The 18528-nt window shown below is 66.3% G+C and carries 17 protein-coding genes; 9 read left to right on the top strand and 8 right to left on the bottom strand.

Annotated features, from left to right (window positions below; translation table 11 throughout):
- Positions 1–94 precede the first annotated feature (94 nt).
- Positions 95–688, bottom strand: a complete 594-nt coding sequence (locus KVT37_RS29015; protein ID WP_217578447.1) for a DUF922 domain-containing Zn-dependent protease — start codon at positions 686–688, stop codon at positions 95–97.
- A gap of 204 nt (positions 689–892) precedes the next feature.
- Here KVT37_RS29015 and KVT37_RS29010 point away from each other — a divergent pair, with 204 nt between their 5' ends.
- From KVT37_RS29010 to KVT37_RS29000, 3 genes are all read left to right on the top strand, one after another.
- Positions 893–1126: a hypothetical protein gene (locus tag KVT37_RS29010; RefSeq protein ID WP_217578446.1), complete on the top strand. Its 234-nt coding sequence runs from the start codon at positions 893–895 to the stop codon at positions 1124–1126.
- Between the two features lie 112 nt (positions 1127–1238).
- A complete protein-coding gene (locus tag KVT37_RS29005; protein ID WP_217578445.1) occupies positions 1239–2336 on the top strand; it encodes an NAD(P)/FAD-dependent oxidoreductase in 1098 nt (365 codons plus the stop codon).
- A gap of 295 nt (positions 2337–2631) precedes the next feature.
- Positions 2632–3261, top strand: coding sequence for a glutathione S-transferase family protein (locus KVT37_RS29000; RefSeq protein ID WP_217578444.1), 630 nt, complete (start codon positions 2632–2634; stop codon positions 3259–3261).
- 230 nt (positions 3262–3491) lie between these two features.
- Here the strand turns inward: KVT37_RS29000 and KVT37_RS28995 are convergent, their stop codons facing one another.
- From KVT37_RS28995 to KVT37_RS28985, 3 genes are all read right to left on the bottom strand, one after another.
- Entirely contained in the window at positions 3492–4493 is a 1002-nt protein-coding gene (locus KVT37_RS28995; protein ID WP_217578443.1) for an aldo/keto reductase, read from the bottom strand.
- Between the two features lie 67 nt (positions 4494–4560).
- A complete protein-coding gene (locus tag KVT37_RS28990) occupies positions 4561–5832 on the bottom strand; it encodes a D-tagatose-bisphosphate aldolase, class II, non-catalytic subunit (RefSeq protein ID WP_254634323.1) in 1272 nt (423 codons plus the stop codon).
- Positions 5829–6803: a sugar kinase gene (locus KVT37_RS28985; RefSeq protein WP_217578442.1), complete on the bottom strand. Its 975-nt coding sequence runs from the start codon at positions 6801–6803 to the stop codon at positions 5829–5831. Before KVT37_RS28985 ends, KVT37_RS28990 begins: the two co-directional genes overlap by 4 nt.
- Before the next feature lie 294 nt (positions 6804–7097).
- On the opposite strand from KVT37_RS28985, the gene KVT37_RS28980 reads away from it, so the two are divergent.
- The 6 genes from KVT37_RS28980 (at position 7098) to KVT37_RS28955 (ending at position 13562) form a co-directional block, all read left to right on the top strand.
- Entirely contained in the window at positions 7098–8411 is a 1314-nt protein-coding gene (locus KVT37_RS28980) for a sugar ABC transporter substrate-binding protein (RefSeq protein ID WP_217578441.1), read from the top strand.
- Positions 8412–8647: 236 nt separating this feature from the next.
- Entirely contained in the window at positions 8648–9418 is a 771-nt protein-coding gene (locus KVT37_RS28975) for an L-iditol 2-dehydrogenase (RefSeq protein ID WP_217578440.1), read from the top strand.
- Between the two features lie 32 nt (positions 9419–9450).
- On the top strand, positions 9451–10461 hold the full coding sequence (locus tag KVT37_RS28970; RefSeq protein ID WP_217578452.1) for a zinc-dependent alcohol dehydrogenase family protein: 1011 nt from the start codon (positions 9451–9453) through the stop codon (positions 10459–10461).
- A gap of 105 nt (positions 10462–10566) precedes the next feature.
- Positions 10567–11577, top strand: coding sequence for a LacI family DNA-binding transcriptional regulator (locus KVT37_RS28965; RefSeq protein WP_254634326.1), 1011 nt, complete (start codon positions 10567–10569; stop codon positions 11575–11577).
- Between the two features lie 103 nt (positions 11578–11680).
- On the top strand, positions 11681–12832 hold the full coding sequence (locus KVT37_RS28960; protein ID WP_217578438.1) for a hypothetical protein: 1152 nt from the start codon (positions 11681–11683) through the stop codon (positions 12830–12832).
- Positions 12825–13562 carry an ABC transporter ATP-binding protein gene (locus KVT37_RS28955; protein WP_217578437.1) on the top strand — a complete coding sequence of 246 codons (738 nt, stop codon included), beginning with the start codon at positions 12825–12827 and terminating at the stop codon, positions 13560–13562. Before KVT37_RS28960 ends, KVT37_RS28955 begins: the two co-directional genes overlap by 8 nt.
- 208 nt (positions 13563–13770) lie before the next feature.
- Here the strand turns inward: KVT37_RS28955 and KVT37_RS28950 are convergent, their stop codons facing one another.
- The 4 genes from KVT37_RS28950 to KVT37_RS28935 all read right to left on the bottom strand — a co-directional run bounded on the left by KVT37_RS28950 (position 13771) and on the right by KVT37_RS28935 (position 18504).
- Positions 13771–14268 carry an N-acetyltransferase gene (locus KVT37_RS28950; protein ID WP_217578436.1) on the bottom strand — a complete coding sequence of 166 codons (498 nt, stop codon included), beginning with the start codon at positions 14266–14268 and terminating at the stop codon, positions 13771–13773.
- A 149-nt stretch (positions 14269–14417) separates the two neighbouring features.
- Complete coding sequence (locus KVT37_RS28945) at positions 14418–15626, bottom strand: FAD-dependent monooxygenase (RefSeq protein WP_217578435.1); 1209 nt, start codon at positions 15624–15626, stop codon at positions 14418–14420.
- A 143-nt stretch (positions 15627–15769) separates the two neighbouring features.
- Complete coding sequence (locus KVT37_RS28940) at positions 15770–16978, bottom strand: FAD-dependent monooxygenase (RefSeq protein WP_217578434.1); 1209 nt, start codon at positions 16976–16978, stop codon at positions 15770–15772.
- On the bottom strand, positions 16975–18504 hold the full coding sequence (locus tag KVT37_RS28935; RefSeq protein WP_217578433.1) for a formyl transferase: 1530 nt from the start codon (positions 18502–18504) through the stop codon (positions 16975–16977). The genes KVT37_RS28940 and KVT37_RS28935 overlap by 4 nt, the downstream gene beginning before the upstream one ends.
- Positions 18505–18528: the final 24 nt, after the last annotated feature.

Raw genomic sequence — 18528 nt, 5'->3', positions numbered from 1 at the left:
TCGACTGCCTGCCCAAAGAATCCCTTCTCAGGCCAACTTCAAGTCCCAAAAAACCCATATGCGATTCCCCTGCACAAAGGGGGGAGATAGAGCGCTAGCCCCCGCCCAAAAACGCCGCGATCAGCTTCAGCATATTGCCTTCCGGCCCGAACTCGACCTTGTCGAAGTCGCGGCTGCCCTGGCGTTGCGCCTTGGAGAGCTGGTCGAGATAGGCCGTCAGCTCCGCCCTGACCTTCTTGCAGCCGGGATCGTCCTCGGCGGTGAGGCCGGTGCTGAAGGCGACGATCTTGTCGACCATGTCGACGATGCCGGCGCCGTGCACCTTCTCATGCGCGATCAGCCCGGCGGCGAAGGTATCCCAGCGCGCCTGCAGGGCGGGCGGAAGTTTTCCCGCCGGCTTCGGCAGCGTGTAGGTGATGACCAGCTTCGGCCGCGCCGACTTCAGCACGCAGGCGCTGCCTTGCGGCTGGTAGTCGCGCTGCCAGGTCAGCTTGAAGAAAGTATGCGCGATGACGCGCCGCGCGTTGCCATTCGTGCCGACCGCAGGTCCCTTCTCGCCGATCGAGACATAGAGCTGCTCGGCGGTCTGGCCCGAGACGGCATAGGTCTCGATTTTCTCGATGGGCTTCCAATCGGCCCGGGCAGGGGAGGCAAGCGACAGGGCGGCAAGCAGTATGGCGAATTTCATGATGCCTCTGTGGGATTGCGGGCGGGAAGCGCGGTTCTATCTCCCCCCTTGTGGGGGAGAAAGCGATTTCAACATCTTAGCGAAGCTAAGTGTTAGAAATCGCAAGAGAGGGGATTTCCACGCTCTAGCATATCCGACCGCCTCCGGAACCCGCTCCACCGCTCAGCCGTTTCCTTGGGCACCCGACCCATGGGGGAGGACAAGATGACCCGCAACGACATCATTTCCGTGCTTGGACCGGTCGACGAGGCCGTCATCGCAGACATCGCGCTCACCGGCGCCAGCGTCGAGGAATTGCGCGAGGCCTTCGCCTGGATCGGCGCCGACGAGGCGCTGGTCAATGAAGGCCACGCCATGCCCGGCGCCCGCGTGGCGAAACTGATCGAGATACTCGAACCGCCCGAGGACGAGCCCGAAGCGCCGGGCGCGATGGAGTAGGGCGCCGGCGCTCCGCTCCGTGCTAAGCGGTGAAGCATGGGTGTTTCCACCTACTTGCCCCTCTAACCCCTCCCGTCATAGCCTTTTGCGGTCTTGGCGGGAGGGAAAGCGGTTGGATACCAATGTCGTCATTGTCGGCGCCGGCCCGGCCGGGCTTGCGGTCGCCGCCTGCCTGAAACAGGCCGGGCAGGACTTTATCATTCTCGAAAAGGCCAACGAGGTTGCGCCGGCCTGGCGGCGGCACTACCGGCGGCTGCATCTGCACACGGTGAGGTCCTTCTCCTCGCTGCCTTTCGTGCCGTTCCCGAAAACCCACCCCCGCTATGTCCCGCGCGAAAAAGTGGTCGATTACCTCGATACCTATGCGGGGCGTTTCGGGCTGGAGCCGCGCTTCGGCGTCACGGTGAAATCCGTCCGCCGCGAGGGCGGGAAGCTTGTGGTCGAGACCGATGCCGGCCCGTTCAATGCCGGCAAGGTCGTCGTCGCCACCGGCAACAATGCCGAGCCGATCACACCACTCTTCCCGGGCATCGAGGCTTTCCAGGGCAAGGTGCTGCACAGCGCCGCCTATACCGAGGCCGCACCCTATGTCGGCAAGGACGTGCTGGTGATCGGCATGGGCAATACGGGGGCCGAGATTGCGCTCGATCTTGCCGAGAGCGGTGCCCACCCGACCATCTCGGTGCGCAAGGGCGTCCACATCGTGCCGCGCCAGCTGTTCGGCGTGCCGATCCAGATGGTCGGCATCGCCAGCCGGCCGATGCCGCAGGCGCTGAACGACTGGATGTTCCCAAAGATCCTCGACCTGGCGCTGGGCAAGCTGGAGAAATACGGCATCGTGCGGCCGAAACAGGGCATCCTGCAAGGGATCGAGGCCGGCCGCATTCCGGTGATCGACGTCGGCACGGTGGCGGCGATCAAGGCCGGCCGCATCGGCATCGCGCCGGATATCGCAAGCTTCAGCGCGGATGGCGTGAAATTCGTCGATGGCGTGGAGAAGAAGTTCGACGCGGCAATTTTCGCCACCGGCTATCGGCCGGGTTACGACGGCTTCCTGCCGGCGGAGCTGCGGCCGGCAAAGAGCGGGGTGAATCCGCGGGCAAGCGAACTCGGCGTTTATCTCGTCGGCTTCTACAATCCGGTTACGGGGCTGCTGCGCGAAATCGGCATCGAGGCGCAGGCGGTGGCGAAGGATATTGCGGGGCGGTGAGGGTGAATGCGGCCAGTGTGAAAGGCCGCGTTCCATCGCCCCCCTCTCTGTCCTGCCGGACATCTCCCCCTCAAGGGGGGAGATTGGCAGCTTTGGCGAGGCGCTTGTCTTGCAACGCCAGCGATTAGCGAAGGCCGGCGTGAGGGCTGATCTCCCCCCTTGAGGGGGAGATGCCCGGCAGGGCAGAGAGGGGGGCCTCGCGTAGACCTTTCCGTGTTGAGCAGCCCCCACCTGAATCGGGTGGCGCCTCTCACCACCGCATGCGAATTCAATCCCACCAACCGGGGACCCATTTATGCTCACGCTCTACGACTACCTCCCGTCGCAAAACGCCTGGAAAATTCGTGTCCTGCTCGGCCTGCTCGGCGTCGCCTACGAAACCCGCATGGTCTCGATCTTCGAGGGCGAGAGCCACACGGAGGCTTTCCTGAAGCTCAACCCGGCGGGCGCCGTTCCGGTGCTTGCCGTGGAGAATGGCCAGGCGATCGCCGAGTCCAACGCGATCCTCACTCTCGTCGCCGAGGGCACGCCCTATCTGCCGGCGGACCGGCTTGCCCGCGCCAAGGTGATGCAGTGGCTGTTCTTCGAACAATATTATGTCGAGCCGGTCATCGGCTCGCTGCGTTTCTGGACGCTGACCGGGCGGCTGGAGCGCAACCAGGCGCTGGTTGCCGGCAAGCGCGAGGCCGGCGTGCGGGCGCTTGGCGCGCTGGAGCGCAGCTTGGCTGACACGCCTTTCCTGGTCGGCGATACGCTCACCATCGCCGACATCGCCGTCTATGCCTACGGCCATCGGGCCGAGGATTGCGGTTTCTCGCTTGCCGACTATCCGGCGGTCGAAGCCTGGGTGGAGCGGGTCGGCGCGGCGATCGGGCCGGACTATCCGGTGCATCCCTACAGCATCGATCCACATTCGGGCGGGTGAGGGGGGTGCCAACCTTATATGCCGAGTTCCTTCGCCCCCCTCTCTGTCCTGCCGGACATCTCCCCCTCAAGGGGGGAGATTGGCGGCTTCTGCGCCGGCCATCATTTCAGACGTGGAAAATTGGCGAAAGCGCACGCGACATCTGATCTCCCCCCTTGAGGGGGAGATGCCCGGCAGGGCAGAGAGGGGGGCCTCGCGCCGACGTTCAATGGTCCTGATGACCTCGACCCCTACCGATCCACCATCCCCATAGCCCGCTCATTATACCTTGGCCCCGACACCTTGTCGGGCGTCAGCGCCATGTCGAGCCCCAGCATCTCGGTGGCGTCGAGCGCGATGTCCGCCGCCGCGACGTTTTCTTCCAGATAGCTCCGCCGCTTGGTGCCGGGGATCGGCACGATGTCGATGCCGAAATCCGGACCCTTGGCGAGCAGCCAGGCGATGGCGATCTGGCCGGGCTTCACGCCCTTGGCGTCGGCGATGTCGCGCACGGTGCTTGCCGCCGCGACATTCAAATCGAAATTCTCGCCCTGGTAGCGCGGATCGCCGCGGCGGAAATCGCCTTCGGGATAGTCTTCCGCGCGCCTGACGTCGCCGGCGAGGAAGCCGCGGCCGAGCGGCGCGAACGGCACCAGGCCGATGCCCAGCTCCTTCAGCGCCGGGATGATCTCGGGCTCGAGATTGCGCTCCCACAGCGAATATTCGCTCTGCAGCGCCGAGACCGGATGTACGGCATGCGCCCGGCGGATGTTGGCGATGCCCGCCTCCGACAGGCCGAAGAAGCGCACCTTGCCCTCCGCCACCAATTCGCCGACCGTGCCCGCGACGTCCTCCATCGGCACGGCGGGATCGACGCGGTGCTGGTAGAGCAGGTCGATATGGTCGGTGGCGAGCCGCTGGAGCGAAGCCTCCACCGCCTCGCGAATATGCTCGGGCCGGCTATCGGTGCCGGACTGCTTGCCGTCGACGATGCGGAAGCCGAACTTCGTCGCGATCGTCACCTGGTCGCGCCGGCCTTTCAGTGCGCGTCCAAGCAATTCCTCATTGACGAAGGGTCCGTAGACCTCGGCGGTGTCGAGGAAGGTGCAGCCGAGCTCGATCGCCCGGTGCAGCGTCGCGATCGATTCCGCCTCGTCGGCCGGGCCGTAGGACTGGCTCATGCCCATGCAGCCGAGCCCGATGGTCGAGACTTCGAGCCCCTGGCTACCAAGTTTCTGTTTGCCGAGGCTCATGCATTTCTCTCCAGCCGAATTTGCAATCCGGCTAAAGTTATAGGGCCGCGCGAGAAAGCGTCCAGCGTCAGGCGGGGTGGCAAGCGGCGTCGTAGTCGGCTAGCACCAGGTCGACGGCCGCGAGCAGGATCGCTTGCGGGTCCCCGGCAGCGCCGAGCGTGGGCAGGAACTGCCGCATCAACGTCTCAGGAATGGCGACACCCTTCAGCGCGTCGAGCAGCTTGGCGACGGCGATACTGGCCGCTGGCGTGCTCCAGTAATAGCGGATGCGGTCGCTGTAGCTGTAATGCCGCTGCAGATAGAGGCGCTTGTCGTCGCCGTGATAGTGGCTCTTCCAATGGCCGGGCGCGGAAACCATCAACGTCTCCATCGCCCGCGCCAGCGAACGCTCGCCATAGTCCGGGACCATCTCCGACGCCACCTGGTCGAGCCCGTAAAGCGCCTCGCGCAGCGCAAACGTCAGGCCCGGCCCGACTTTGAGGATCGGAAAACCGTTGGCGACCAGCGCCCTCAGCGCGGCGCGGCTTTGATAGTCCGTCGAATGCGCCTCGTAGACCAGCGACGGTTCGGTATCGAGCAGCCTGGTCAGTGGCCGGGACGCTTCCGGCCGGTAGGCGACGACATTCTCGCTGCCGAACTCGACACCCGGCTGCACGACCACGGCGATGACGCGGCCGAACGCTTCCTCCAGCCCCTCGCGGGCAAAGATCTCGCGATGGATGTCGATGGTGCGGCGCGCGGCGGAAGCCTCCGTCGGCTTCAGATCGCTGATGGCGTGGTCGGCGCCGCCGGGCACCGGCACCTCGGTGCCGATGATGTAGAGCGGCATCGCGCCGCCGCGCGAGCGCGCTGCCTTTTCCGCCGCCTTGGCCAGCCTTGCGGCCCGCGTGGCGATGGTCTCGTCGTCGAGCGCCGCCGGCTCGCCGGCGCAGCCCATCGAGGCGTCGAGATGAATCTTGCTGAAGCCCGCCCAGACATAGGCCGTCACCATCGCCTCGGCCTTGGCCATCGCCTGCGTGGCCGGTTCGGCTTTCCACGGGTTGGGTCCGAGATGATCGCCGCCGAAGAGGATACGCGAGGGGTGGAGCCCCTCGCGGCCGGCAATCTCGTGCACGAAGGCGACGAACAGGTCCGGCGTCATGCCGGTATAGCCGCCGAACTGGTTGACCTGGTTGCAGGTCGCCTCGATCAGCAGCGTAGCATCCTTGTCGGCGACGGCGCGCCGCATCGCCGCCTGGATCACCAGCGGATGCGCCGAGCATACCGAGGTGATGCCGTAAGGCGTTCCCTTGCGGCGAGCGGCGGCGAGGCCCTGGAGCAGATTGGTCGTCATCGTCATTTGGCCCGATCCGCACCGGCAATGAAACGGTCGAGCGCCTCGAAGCCGGCGAGCCCCTCCATCGGCCCGAGCCGCGTCACGTTGAGCGCGCCGGCGGCGTTGGCGTAGAGTAGCGCCTTGCCGGGCTCGATGCCCTTGCGTCGGCAGGTGAGATAGGTCGCGCCGAAACAGTCGCCGGCGCCGGTCGGGTCGATTTCCTCGACCAGGAAGCCGGGACAGTCGGTGCGGCTGCCGTCGGCGCCGAAGCGGGTCGAACCGTCGGCCCCCCGTTTCAGCACGATCTCGCCGACCCCGCGCGCAATCAGCGCCGCCACCGCCTGCCGCTCGTCCTCGACACCGGCCGCTGCGAGCAGCTCTTCGCCAGAGGGCAGCAAAAGGTCGGCGTCGTCGACCAGCGCCGCAAAATGCGCGCCGTCTAAGTCGATCAGCTCCTTGCGCACATTGGGATCGAACGACGTCGAGCCGCCGCGGGCGCGCACCGCCTTCACGGCGTAGGCGACGATCTCCTTCAGCCCGGCGATCGACAGCGCCGAGCCCATGACGTGCAGATGGCCTGCGCCGTCGGCCAGCCGCCGCGCTTCGGCGGTCAGGCTGATGCGGCCGGCGGCGGAGTCGGCGATGTTGTAGACGAAGTCGCGCCCGCCGTCGGGCCTGTAGCGCACGAAGGCGCTGCCGGTCGGATAGCGGTCGCTGACCGAGACGGCCGAGACGTCGACGCCGTCGCGCCGCAGCCGTTCGAGGTTGACGGTGCCGAAATCGTCGCGGCCGACGCAGGCGATGATGCCGGCGCCACCGCCGAGCTTCGCCACCTGGTCGATGAAGATGGCGGGCGCGCCGCTGGGGTAGGGGCCGGTCAGCGCCAGCGGTTCGAGGAAGCCGAAGCCGCGCTCGCTCGCCATGATCTCGACCAGGATCTCTCCGGCGACGATCGTCGGCCCTGTCGCTTCGACGGCGATCTCGCCTCGGCTCATTCCTGAATCCCTTCTCCCTTGGCCGGACCGTCGCCGGTGCGCGGCAGTCCACGATAGCGCCGGACTTCGTTCGAGGTAAATCGCGGCGGTGTCGATGTCAACACAAACTATACGTATGTTCACTTTTACGAATGCGCGCGATGGTTTTAGTTCTGCCAAAATGGGAGATGGCTTCGAAGTTCGACCGCAAAGCCTCGCACAACGGGGCTTGACTGTGGGGTCGTGTAGAGCAATAGAATATATACGCATGTTCAGTTTTGCATGCGCATTCGTAAAGGAGGAGACGGAATGCCAATGCGTAGGTCTATGGGAATTCTCGCCGCGGCCACTGCCGCCTCGGCGCTTATGGCGGGCGCCGCGCTCGCAGAGGAAATCACTGTCGCCACCGTCAACAATGGCGACATGATCATCATGCAGAAGCTGGCGCCCGAGTGGGAAAAGGCGACCGGCAACAAGGTCAACTGGGTGGTGCTGGAAGAGAACGTGCTGCGCGAGCGCGTCACCACCGACATCGCCACCAAGGGCGGCCAGTTCGACGTGATGACCATCGGCGGCTACGAGACGCCGATCTGGGGCAAGGCCGGCTGGCTGACGCCGCTCAACGACCTCGGCGCCGACTATGACTATGACGACCTGATCGCGCCGGTGCGCAGCGGATTGACCGTCGACGGCAATCTCTATGCCGTGCCGTTCTATGCCGAGAGCTCGTTCACGCTCTACCGCAAGGATCTCTTCGACGCCGCTGGCCTGAAAATGCCGGAGCAGCCGACCTACGACCAGATCACCGAATTCGCCGGCAAGCTCACCGACAAATCGAAGGAACAGTACGGGCTCTGCCTGCGCGGCAAGCCGGGCTGGGGCGAGAACATGGCCTTTGTCGGCACGCTGGTGAACACGTTCGGCGGACAATGGTTCGACATGAACTGGAAGCCGCAGATCAACTCTGACGCCTGGAAGAAGGCGATCGGCTGGTATGTCGACACCATGAAGAAGGACGGGCCTCCCGGCATCAGCTCCAACGGCTTCAACGAGAACCAGACGCTGTTTGCGTCGGGCCATTGCGCCATGTGGATCGATGCCACCTCCGCAGCCGGCCGCGTCTATGATCCGAAGCAGAGCAAGGTCGCCGACAAGGTCGCCTTCGCCAAGGCGCCGGTCGCGGTCACGCCCAATGGGTCGGCCTGGGGCTGGGCCTGGAGCCTCGCCATTCCGACGTCGACCAAGAAGGCGGATACGGCGAAATCCTTCGTCAAATGGGCGACCTCGAAGGGCTATGTCCAGCGCGTCGGCGAGACCGAAGGCTGGGTCGCGGCACCGCCGGGAACCCGCAAGTCGACCTATGCCAGCGCCGACTACCAGAAGGCGGCGCCCTTTGCCGCGACGGTGCTCGCCGCGATCGAATCCGCCGATCCGACCAAGCAGACCAAGGACCCGGTGCCCTATACCGGCATCCAGTTCGTCGCCATCCCCGAGTTCCAGGGTATCGGCACGCAGGTCGGCCAGGCGATCGCGGCGGCGGTCACCGGCGAGCAGTCGGTGGACGATGCGCTGAACAGCGCGCAAGCCTCCACCGAAAAGACGATGGAAGAGGCGGGCTACATCAAATAGCGAGCCCCGGACAGGCAAGCCGGGAAGCGGAACGTGCGCCGCCTCCCGGCCATCCGGCCCGCCGCAGAACTCCCTTGCGGCCGGCCGGAGGATGCGCGGATCCGCCTGAGCAATTCGAGGGGAAGCGCGTGGCGTTTCTTCCTTCGGAATTGCTTGAGCAAAGGTGGGTCCGTGCGTTCCTCGTGGACACCAGCGTCCGACACCATTTTCGAAACGCGGAAGAATTGGAATCTGGAATGAAGCTGAAGGACAAAACGGCCCTCATCACCGGCGGCGCGCGCGGCATCGGCCTCGGTTTCGCGCAGGCTTTTGCGCGCGAAGGCGCGCGTGTGGTGATCGCCGATATCGACATCGAGCGCGCGACGCGGGCGGCGGCAGCGATCGGCCCAGCTGCCAGCGCGAAGAAACTCGACGTCACCGATCTCGCCGCCATCGAGAGCGTCGCGGCCGAGGTCGATCGCGAATTCGGCGGCATCGATATCCTGGTCAACAACGCGGCGATCTTCGACATGGCGCCGATCACCGACATCACCGAGGCGAGCTATGAGCGCGTCTTCGGCATCAACCTCAAGGGCCCGCTGTTCGTGATGAAGGCGGTGGCCAATCTGATGATCGAGCGCGGCCGTGGCGGCAAGATCATCAACATGGCGAGCCAGGCCGGCCGCCGCGGCGAGGCGCTGGTGACGCTCTACTGCGCCTCCAAGGCGGCGATCATCTCGGCCACGCAATCTACCGCGCTCGCTTTGGTCAAGCATGGCATCAACGTCAACGCCATTGCGCCCGGCGTCGTCGACGGCGAACATTGGGAGGTTGTCGACGCCCATTTCGCCAAATGGGAAGGTTTGAAGCCCGGCGAGAAGAAGGCCGCGGTGGCGAAGTCGGTGCCGATCGGCCGTTTCGCGCAGCCCGAGGACATTGCCGGGCTCGCGGTGTTCCTCGCCTCGGCCGACAGCGACTACATCCTCGCCCAGACCTACAATGTCGACGGCGGCAACTGGATGAGCTGAGGCGTTCATCTACGAGGGAGACGACGATGACGATGAAGGCCATCCGATTTGCCGCGGCCGGTATTGCCGGCATGGCGGAGCTCGACATGCCCGCAATCCGGCCTGGCCACGCGCTGCTGCGGGTGCGCGCGGCGGGGCTGTGCCACACCGACATCGATGTGCTGCACGGCCGTTATGGTTCAGGCGCGTTTCCGCTGGTGCCCGGCCATGAATATGCCGGCACGATCGAAGCGGTCGCCGAGGATGTGGCGTCGCTCAAGCCGGGCGACCGCGTCGCCGTCGATCCCAACATTCCGTGCGGGCATTGCCCGGCCTGCGCCAAGGGTCTGACCAATCTCTGCGCCACATTGAAAGCCTACGGCGTGACCGAGAATGGCGGTTTCGCCGAATACAGCCTCGTCGCCGTCGATCATCTCCACGCCATCGGCGATCTCGCTTTCGAGACGGCGGCTCTTGCCGAGCCGCTCGCCTGCGTGCTCAACGGCCTCGGCGCGGCCGGGGTAGGGGCGAGCGGTCACGTGCCGGGCAATGCGCTCGTCTTCGGCGCCGGGCCGATCGGCCTTCTGATGGCCTTGTCGCTCAAGGCAAGCGGGGTGGCGAAAGCGGCGGTGGCCGACATCAGCGAACCGCGTCTTGCCTTCGCCGCCTCGCTCGGGCTGGAGCCGCTGGTGTCTGGTTCGCAGGACTTGGCGGCGCGGGCGAAAAGTTTCGACTTCGTCGCCGACGCCACCGGCATCGCCAAGGTGGTCGAAAGCATGATCGGCCTCACCGCCGATGGCGGCACGGCCCTGGTCTTCGGCGTCTGCGCGCCCGACGCCCGGATCGCCGTCGCCCCGTTCGAGATCTTCCGCCGCCAGATCAGGCTGGCGGGATCGCATTCGCTGAACCGCAACATCCCGCAGGCGCTGGAAATCCTGAGCCGCGACGACGGCACCATGGCCAGGCTGGTCAGCCACCGGCTGCCGCTCGGCGAGGTGCTGCCTTTCTTCGCCAAGGGCGGCAATCCTGCGACCATGAAGGTCCAGTTCTCGGCCGGGGCTTGAGCGGGAGAGCGCGATTGCCTGCCTTTGCGCCGAGCGGTGACTCAAGTAGACAGTCGTGACGGCGGTACCGACGGGGGCGCAAGGATGGCAAAGACGATCAGGACGATGGAGGATTTCTCCGCCTTTGTCGGCCTGTCCCGCACCACGGTGTCGAAATACTTCAACGATCCGGGTTCGGTGCGGCAGAACACGCGCAGCGTCATCGAAGCGGCGCTGAAGAAATCCGATTTCCGTCCCAGCATGTTCGCGGTCAATCTGAACCGCCGCCGCTCCAACATCCTCGGCGTCATCGTCCCCAATTCGACCGACCCGTTCTACATGGCGCTGACGCGCCGCATCGAGATGATCGCCAACGAGGCCGGCTTCCTCGCTTTCGTGCTCTCCTCCGACGGCCGCGCCGAGATGGAGGACCAGGCGATCCAGACCTTCCGCTCGATGAACATCGCCGGCGCCATCATCGCCCCGCTCGGCGTGCGCTCGCACCACCGCGTGCTTGCCGAGCTCGGCGCCTCGATCCCGCTGATCTATGTCGACTCGCCGCTCGACGAGACCTCGTCCTTCGTCGGCACCGACAACCGGCAGAGTTTCCGGCTGATCGTCGACTATCTTTGCCGCTCGGGCGAGCCGCCCTGCTACTTTGCCATGCCGCTGGTCAACAACAACGCTTCGGCGCGGCAAGAGGCCTATGTCGAGGCCATGCGCGAGTTCAAGATGACGCCGTCGATCGTGGCGGTCGAGGAAGCCGGTTCCTGGGATTTCGAGAAGTTCGGCCATGACGAGGCGCTGCGCATCCTCAAGGGGTCGGGCTTCCCGACCGGAACGGTGCTCTGCGCCAACGACCGCATCGCCTTCGGCGTCATCAGCGCCGCCTACGCGCTTGGCCTGAAGGTCGGCCATGGCGCCGACTGCGACCTGCGCGTCGCCGGCCATGACGATCATCCTCTGTCGCGCTATGCCTGCCCGCCGATCACCACGGTGGCGCAGAACTACAACGAGATCGGCCGCCTGGCGATCGAGCTCCTGCTGCAACGGCTGGACGAAAAAGCCCCGCCCGCCAAGCGCGACAACGCCCGCGTCCTGCTCAACGCCGAATTGATGCTGCGCCGCTCGGCTTGAGGGGGGCGATCGTTCGTACGCTCGCGCTGCTGTCCATCGATCGGCCCTATTGGCGGCACAATCTCGGCCTTGCTTGGCGGGTGAGGAACGGAATCGCGGGTCTATGCGGCACGACAGGCTTGTCCTGATATTGCTCTGGCGCGAGCTGGTCGCCGGCCTGCGGGCGACAAGGCGTCGCGATCTCGGCTGGATTGCGCTCGGCGGCGGCGGGCTGCTGGCCTATGCGATCGCCGATGTCGTGCTCGCCCTGCATGGCGCGGCGGCCAAGCTGCGGCACGACCAGCTTCTGTGGGTTCTTGGCGTGCCGGTCGCTTTGGCGGTGCTCGGAGCGCTCGTCGGCAACGCCATGTCCGGGCTTAGCCTTCAACGTGCCTACGCGCCCTTCCTGAAGGCGCTGCCGCTTTCGCCTGACCGGCGTCGCCGCATGGCGGGCGAGGCGACTCTCGTGCTTGGCGCGCCGCTTGCGCTGCTGGTCGGCGTTTCGGCGAGCTTCACCTGTGCCGTCATCGAAAAGCCGCTGGCGCCGGCTTGGGGCCTGGGCGCGGCGATGCTGTTTGCCACCAGCTACGGCGCGACGGCGCTTTGGCGCCTGCGACGGCCACAGCATCTCCTTGACGAGACAGGAAGCGAGGCTGCGCCGAGTGGAGGCCCCTTGCTCCACCGCTTCGACCGTGCGCGGCCGAGCTGGCTTTCCAGCTGGGCCTGGAAACTGCCGGGCGGCCATCTGCGGCCGTCATGGAGGCTGGCCGCCGCCTGCCTGGTGTTTGCGACCGCCGCCATCCTTTGCGCATGGGCCAGCCTGGCCGGGCGGACGGCCGGGCCTGCGGCGGTCGCGGGTCTGATCGGCGGGATTCTCGTCTTCATGCTCAGCCTGCGCTGCCAGCCACTCGGCTCGCCGGTGCTGCGCACCGCACCTATCGGCTTCACCCGCGTCTGGCTGCGGCTGGTGCAACTGCCGCTGCAGTTGTCGCTCGCCTTCTTCCTGCTGCCGGCGGGCGCCGCGCTTGCGGCCGAGCCGACGGCCTGGTCAGTGCCGATGGCGAGTGGACTTTGGCTGCTCGTGCTGAACGGCGCCTATGCTGTCTTCGGCGCCTATTTTCTCAACGCGCCCTTCGTCGCCTCGCTGAGCTTCGCCAGCGCTCTCGCCTATGCCGCCTACGAGACGCTCGAATATGGCCGCACCGTGCTGATCGGTCTGGCAGTGCTGGTGTTCTTCCTGTGGCACCGCACCCGACAAAGGTATCGCAATGGATGAAGTCCTCGTCGTCAGGGAACTCAGCGCCGGCTATCGCGGCCGCGCCGTTGTGCAGGGTATCGATCTTGCGCTCCGCCGGGGCGGCATTCTCGGTATGCTCGGTGCCAATGGCTCGGGCAAGTCGACGCTGCTCAAGGCGATCACCGGCCAGATCCCGCTGACCAGCGGCAGCGTGGTGGTCGACGGTATCGACCTCGCCGCCGCGCCGGAGCGCGCCAAGGCCGGTTTCGGCCTCGCCATCGAGCCGCATGAATTGCCGCCGCCGCTTTCGGGACGCCAGTATATCGAGCTCGTCGCCTCGATCCGCGGCTGCGCTCCGGACGACTTGCCGCGCGGCGACCTCCTGGAGCGGCTGGACCTCGGCCGCTGGATCGACCGCCCGATCGCCGAATATTCGCTTGGCACGCGCGCCAAGGTCGCGATCCTCGCAGCGCTTCTCGGCAAGCCGCCGCTGCTGATATTCGACGAGACGCTGAACGGCCTCGATCCGGTCGCGGCCTGGGAGGTGAAACGCATCATCACCGCGCTCTGCGCGACAGGGCGTCACGCCGCCATCGTCTCGACCCACGTGGTCGAGGCGGTGCCGGCGCTTTGCAGCCGCGCGGTGCTGATGGCCGGGGGTCGACTGGCTCGCAGATGGGACGCGGCCCAACTGGCCGAGGCGGGCAGGGCGCCCGGCGCATTCGAGGAGAGCGTCATGCAGGCGCTAAGGAGGCAGGCCGCGGCTTAGGACCTCTCAGACCGTATGTCGGCGCGAGGCCCCCTCTCTGGCCTGCCGGCCATCTCCCCCTCAAGGGGGAGAAGCCACGCCGGCTTTCGCCAATCGCCAACGTTGCAAGGGGTGCGCTGGCGCCGAAACTGCCAATCTCCCCCCTTGAGGGGGAGATGCCCGGCAGGGCAGAGAGGGGGGCCTCACGCCGGCGTGGAAGGCTTCACCCCTAAGCCCTCGGCAGCATGTGACGCATGATCAGCGAGGCGTGCCCGCCGACGCCATGCGCGGCGTCGCGGCGTTCGACCACCTCGAAACCATACTTGCGGTAGAAGGCGATCGCGCGGTCGTTGCCCTCGATCACCTCCAGCGCGATCGAGGGAATGCCGGCATGCGCGGCAAGCACCGCGTGCAAAAGGTCGACCGCCAGTCCGCTGCCGAACGCCTGCGGCTCGATGTGGAGCCGGTCCAGCAAGACGTCGCCTTTCTTATCCATCGCCGCCATGGCGTAGCCGGCGATCGAGCCGTCGGCGCGTTCGGCGACGAAGGACATCTTGTTCTCGTCGTCGAGCTCGGCCGCGAGCTTGTCCGGCGCATGCTTCTCGTCGGAAAGCCGGGCCACGGCCTCATCGCCCATGATCGGCGCATAGGTCCGCCGCCAGGACTGGCCGAGCAGCTGTGACACCGCCGCCAGATCGTTGCGCGTCATCGCCCTGACAAGGGTCATGGTCATCATCCTCGTTGGAGTCTCAAGATAGGGCGACGCGACCGACACAGCCAATGCCCGCATGCGAAGGCTTGGGTTCCTCGCGCTCCGTCGGAGCGGGGGGAAAGGGTGTCCGCGAAGCGGGCGGAGGGGGGCCTTGGGCTTTTCCGTTACGCCGCGCTCGGCGTCCGCAATTCGTCGCGTTGGCTGATCTTGCGGCCGAGGATCATCAACTGGCGCGCGGTGTTGTTGCGCAGCCGGCGCAGCCGCCATTCCATGCCGGTCTCGATGGTGATCCGCTTGGCGTAGATGCTCGAGCGCATCGCCGATCCGTCGGTGGCGATCTTGGTCGGGTCGTCATAGAAGGCGCAGATCTTGTCGGCGGCCATTCCGGGTGTTTCGAGCCATTCGGGAATGAAGGTCGAGACAAGCCGGTCGACATCGGTCATGACCCGGTTGATGCCGACGCCGGGCGTCGGGCAGGTCGTCCAGAAAGCATCGCCGATCACGACCACGCCGTCACGGCGATGGCCCATGGTGGTCGTCAGGCTGACCTGCCGCACCTCGACCGGGCTGGCGATTTCGAAATTGCCGCATTGCGCGGCGATCTCCGGCATCATCTCGAGCAGCATCTCTTGCGGGTTCGCGCGGAAATCCCGCGTCCACGCATCGGCCACCGTGTGGTAGCCGAACATATTGCCGCGCATGCGGTTGCCGATCGGGAAGACGCTCAGATAGGCGGTGCGATCCGCCGGATTCCTGGCATAGCAGGTGACGGCCGGGTAGGGAGATTGCCGCGGCGTGACCGCAAGGTCGAAGCCCAGCGACAGCGAATGCGCCTTCGATTCCTCGATCCGCTCCATGCCGATGGCGCGCCGTATCGCCTCGCTGTAGCCGGTGGCGACCACCAGCAGGCGGGCATCGATGATCGAACCGTCGGTGAGCACCAGGCGCTGCCGGTCCGGTCCGGTCGAGACCTCCGCAACCTTGCCTACCGTCAGCGGCGCTTCCGGCGGCAAAGCCGCGCGCAGGCCGTTGACCAGCGGGCCATAGGAAAAGCCGAACTCCCATTCCCGTTCGCGCCGGAAGAGCTGGCCAAGGCGGAAAACATGGATGTCGGTCATCGGCGTCACGAGAGGCTTGATGGCCGGACCGAGGCCGAGCTTCTCGAACAGCAGCATCTGCGCCATGCCGATCTTCTCGGCGCGGAACTCGTCGTGATGGGTGCGATGCGGATCGACCAGCGCCACCTTGCGGCCGGTCTTGGCCAGGGCAAGCGTGAGCGCGGTTCCGGCGAGACCCGCGCCAACGATTGCCACATCGACTTCGGCCACGCCCGCCTGGACGGCAGGCGTTTCGCGGCCCTGCGCGGTGCTCATTCTTCTGCTCCACAGCCCACGCGAGCGAATATCACGAGTAGCTGAAACAATCTCAAGCAACCCAGGCGCGAGCCGAGTAGCAATGAAAAATTAGGTTAATCGAGGCGCTTTAATGTTTCGTGCACGGGCAGCCGACCGCCGGCTCAAGCCAGGCGCCGTGTCGCCGGCTTTCCAGCCTCGCGGAACCGCCGGCCAAAGACCATCAAGTGCCGCGCGGTGCTGTTGCGCAGGCGGCGCAGCCGCCATTCGAGCCCCGTTTCGGTGTTGATCCGCCTGGCATAGATGCTGGCGCGCATGGCTCTGTCGTCGGCGGCGATCTTGATCGGATCGTCGTAGAAGGCGCAGATCTTGTCGGCCGCCATGCCGGGCGTCGCGAACCAGGCGGGGATATGCGTCGAGGCCAGGCAGTCGACATCGGTAAGCACCCGGTGGATGCCGTCGCCCTGCGCCGGGCAGGTCGTGGCGAACGCGTCGCCGATGAAGACGACGCCGTCGCGGCGATGGCCCTGCGTCGTGGTCAGGCTGACCTGCCTCACGTCGACCTCGCTGGCGATGGCGAAGTTTCCGCATCGCGGCGCGATTTCCGGCATCAGCTCACACAGCATCTTTTGCGGGTTTTCGCGGAACGCCCGCACCCATGGATCGGCGACGGTCCGGTAGATGAACATGTTAGCCCGCATCCGCTCGCCGATCCGGAAGATGGTAAGAAAGGCAATGCGATCGGCAACCCGCCTGCCATAGAAGGTGAGCGACTGGGGGCCAAAGTCCTGCGGCGTGATCGCGAGGTCGAAACCCAGCGTCAGCGAGTGTGCCTTCGATTCCTCGATGCGCTCGACGCCGATGGCGCGCCGCACCGCCTCGCTGTAGCCGGTGGCCACCACCAGCAGGCGGGCATCGATGACGGCGCCGTCGGTGAGCAGCAGGCGCTGCCGGTCCGGCCCGGTCGACACCTCGGCGACCTTGCCAATCGTCAGCGGCACATCGGCAGGCAGCGCCGCGCGCAGGCCGTTGACCAGCGGCGTATAGGAAAAGGCGAACTCCGGACCCTCCTTGCGCTCAAAAAACTCACCGAAGCGGAAGATGTCGATCTCGGTCATCGGCGTGACGAGCGACCGGAAGAGCGGGCCGAGACCGAGTTTCTCGAACAGCCCCATCTGCTCCGCGCGGGTCTTCTCGGCCCGGAATTCGTCGTGGTGGATGCGATGCGGATCGACCAGCGCCGTTCTGCGGCCCGCCTTGGCGAGCGTCAGCGCCAGCACGGTGCCGGCGAGCCCGGCGCCGACGATCGCCACGTCGACCTCGGACCGGCCAGGCGGCACGACCGGCGTTTCGCGATGCTCCGCGATGCTCATTTTCCGTCTCCACGGGCCGTGGGCATGACATCACGCGGCCGGGTCTTCCAGCGCGGCGCCATCGCCGAACCATCTATGAATTCCAGCCCGCCCGCTTCGTTGAGCGTGTGCAGCTTGCGGCCGGCCCAGCCGGCGCCGGGGTTGAGGATCGTCTCGACGACCTGCTCGAAGCCGGTCTCGTCGAGTTGCGTGACGCGCGCGATGCCGAGCGCCGCGCCATAACTCCTGCGGCAATCCTGCACCGGACGCAGCAACTGGCCGTTGTGGCTCACCATGCGGCCCGCCGGTCGCGCCGAGGCGATGTCGATCAGCACCGGGTTCTTCGGATGCGCCGTCCACGGCCCGCGGAAGTCCGGCGCCGACCACAGATGCAACTGGTCCGAAAAGGCGCCGCCACCATCGCGCACGGTGGCGAACATCCACCAGCGCCCGCCATGCTCGACGAGCGTGGCGTCGCTGGCGACGATGTCCGACAGGAGCGTGGCTTCCTTCACCCAGCCGCCCGGGAAAGCCGTGGCGCGGTAGAGGTCGACCGTACGGTTGGCCGAGCTTTCCGGCACCATCCACATTTCGTCGTCGCGCTCGAACACGAAGGGGTAGGACAGGTGATAGGGCAGTTCCAGCACCGGCTTCGGGGTGCCGGCCGGTCCATTCGGTCCGAACGCCACTGCAGACAGGATCGCCTTGCCGGTGCGGTGGATATAGTCCTCGACGAACAGCGTCACCTGGCCGCGATGGAGCACCGGGAACGGATCGGCGTAGAAGCGGCTGCCGTCGTCGGAGAGGTCCTGCCAGCCCGATTGTGGATCGGCGCGCAGCTCATAGAGATCCTTGCCCCCGGTCTCGCGCCAGCCGACCCGCCAGTGCGGGGCGTTGTAGCAGAGGTGGTAGAGCTGCTGCACGATGCGGCGTGCCATGGCTTTCGTCGCCCGCACGCCGAGTTTCGTGGCTGACGGCATAGCCGGCGGGGACGCCTCGGATGACGGTTCGGGCAGCACCGGCAGCGACGAGCGCGCGGCGCCGTTGGCCGCCGCCACGATAAGGCTGGCGCTGCGCGCCAGCATGTCCTGGAAGGAAGCCAGCGCAATACCGTGATATTCGGTGCCGAGCCGGCCCTCGGCGACAACGGCACCGTTCTGCTCGAGGCGGGCGAGCGGGGTGCGGCCGGCAAGGATCAGCGCCAGCAGGGCCTCCTCGCCACAGACGCCGTCATAAGCGAGCCGCCAGACGCGTCGGCCTTGCGGCTCCACATCGCCGACGAGATCGATTGTGAGATCGGCCGGCGCGGATGGCCTGGCATGGCCGGCCAGTGTCGAAAGTGGCACACGCCTGGCCGTCCCATTGGCGGGCAGGCGATGGATCAGCGTCTCAAGCTGGAACAGCGCCTCGCCGCCGCGCGGCACACCGTTCGCCGCGGGACGGGCATCGATGGAAAGCTCAACGCCGGGCAGCAACGACAGCCGCTCGGCCAGTGCCGCATGGAAAGCGCGCACGCAATCGCCGTTGAGGCGCAGGGTCAGGCGCATTGCCGACCCCCGGGCGACTCATAT

Origin of the sequence: Mesorhizobium sp. GbtcB19 (genome assembly GCF_019091085.1) — a bacterium.
Taxonomy (GTDB): Bacteria; Pseudomonadota; Alphaproteobacteria; order Rhizobiales; family Rhizobiaceae; genus Mesorhizobium.
This window is presented reverse-complemented; position numbering and strand designations above follow the sequence as displayed.

Bases quoted from the DNA above. Each gene is read 5' to 3' on its own strand.
- KVT37_RS29015 (WP_217578447.1), bottom strand. From the start codon at position 688: ATGAAATTCGCCATACTGCTTGCCGCCCTGTCGCTTGCCTCCCCTGCC.
- KVT37_RS29010 (WP_217578446.1), top strand. From the start codon at position 893: ATGACCCGCAACGACATCATTTCCGTGCTTGGACCGGTCGACGAGGCC.
- KVT37_RS29000 (WP_217578444.1), top strand. From the start codon at position 2,632: ATGCTCACGCTCTACGACTACCTCCCGTCGCAAAACGCCTGGAAAATT.
- KVT37_RS28995 (WP_217578443.1), bottom strand. From the start codon at position 4,493: ATGAGCCTCGGCAAACAGAAACTTGGTAGCCAGGGGCTCGAAGTCTCG.
- KVT37_RS28990 (WP_254634323.1), bottom strand. From the start codon at position 5,832: ATGACGATGACGACCAATCTGCTCCAGGGCCTCGCCGCCGCTCGCCGC.
- KVT37_RS28985 (WP_217578442.1), bottom strand. From the start codon at position 6,803: ATGAGCCGAGGCGAGATCGCCGTCGAAGCGACAGGGCCGACGATCGTC.
- KVT37_RS28980 (WP_217578441.1), top strand. From the start codon at position 7,098: ATGCGTAGGTCTATGGGAATTCTCGCCGCGGCCACTGCCGCCTCGGCG.
- KVT37_RS28975 (WP_217578440.1), top strand. From the start codon at position 8,648: ATGAAGCTGAAGGACAAAACGGCCCTCATCACCGGCGGCGCGCGCGGC.
- KVT37_RS28970 (WP_217578452.1), top strand. From the start codon at position 9,451: ATGAAGGCCATCCGATTTGCCGCGGCCGGTATTGCCGGCATGGCGGAG.
- KVT37_RS28965 (WP_254634326.1), top strand. From the start codon at position 10,567: ATGGAGGATTTCTCCGCCTTTGTCGGCCTGTCCCGCACCACGGTGTCG.
- KVT37_RS28960 (WP_217578438.1), top strand. From the start codon at position 11,681: ATGCGGCACGACAGGCTTGTCCTGATATTGCTCTGGCGCGAGCTGGTC.
- KVT37_RS28955 (WP_217578437.1), top strand. From the start codon at position 12,825: ATGGATGAAGTCCTCGTCGTCAGGGAACTCAGCGCCGGCTATCGCGGC.
- KVT37_RS28950 (WP_217578436.1), bottom strand. From the start codon at position 14,268: ATGACCCTTGTCAGGGCGATGACGCGCAACGATCTGGCGGCGGTGTCA.
- KVT37_RS28945 (WP_217578435.1), bottom strand. From the start codon at position 15,626: ATGAGCACCGCGCAGGGCCGCGAAACGCCTGCCGTCCAGGCGGGCGTG.
- KVT37_RS28940 (WP_217578434.1), bottom strand. From the start codon at position 16,978: ATGAGCATCGCGGAGCATCGCGAAACGCCGGTCGTGCCGCCTGGCCGG.
- KVT37_RS28935 (WP_217578433.1), bottom strand. From the start codon at position 18,504: ATGCGCCTGACCCTGCGCCTCAACGGCGATTGCGTGCGCGCTTTCCAT.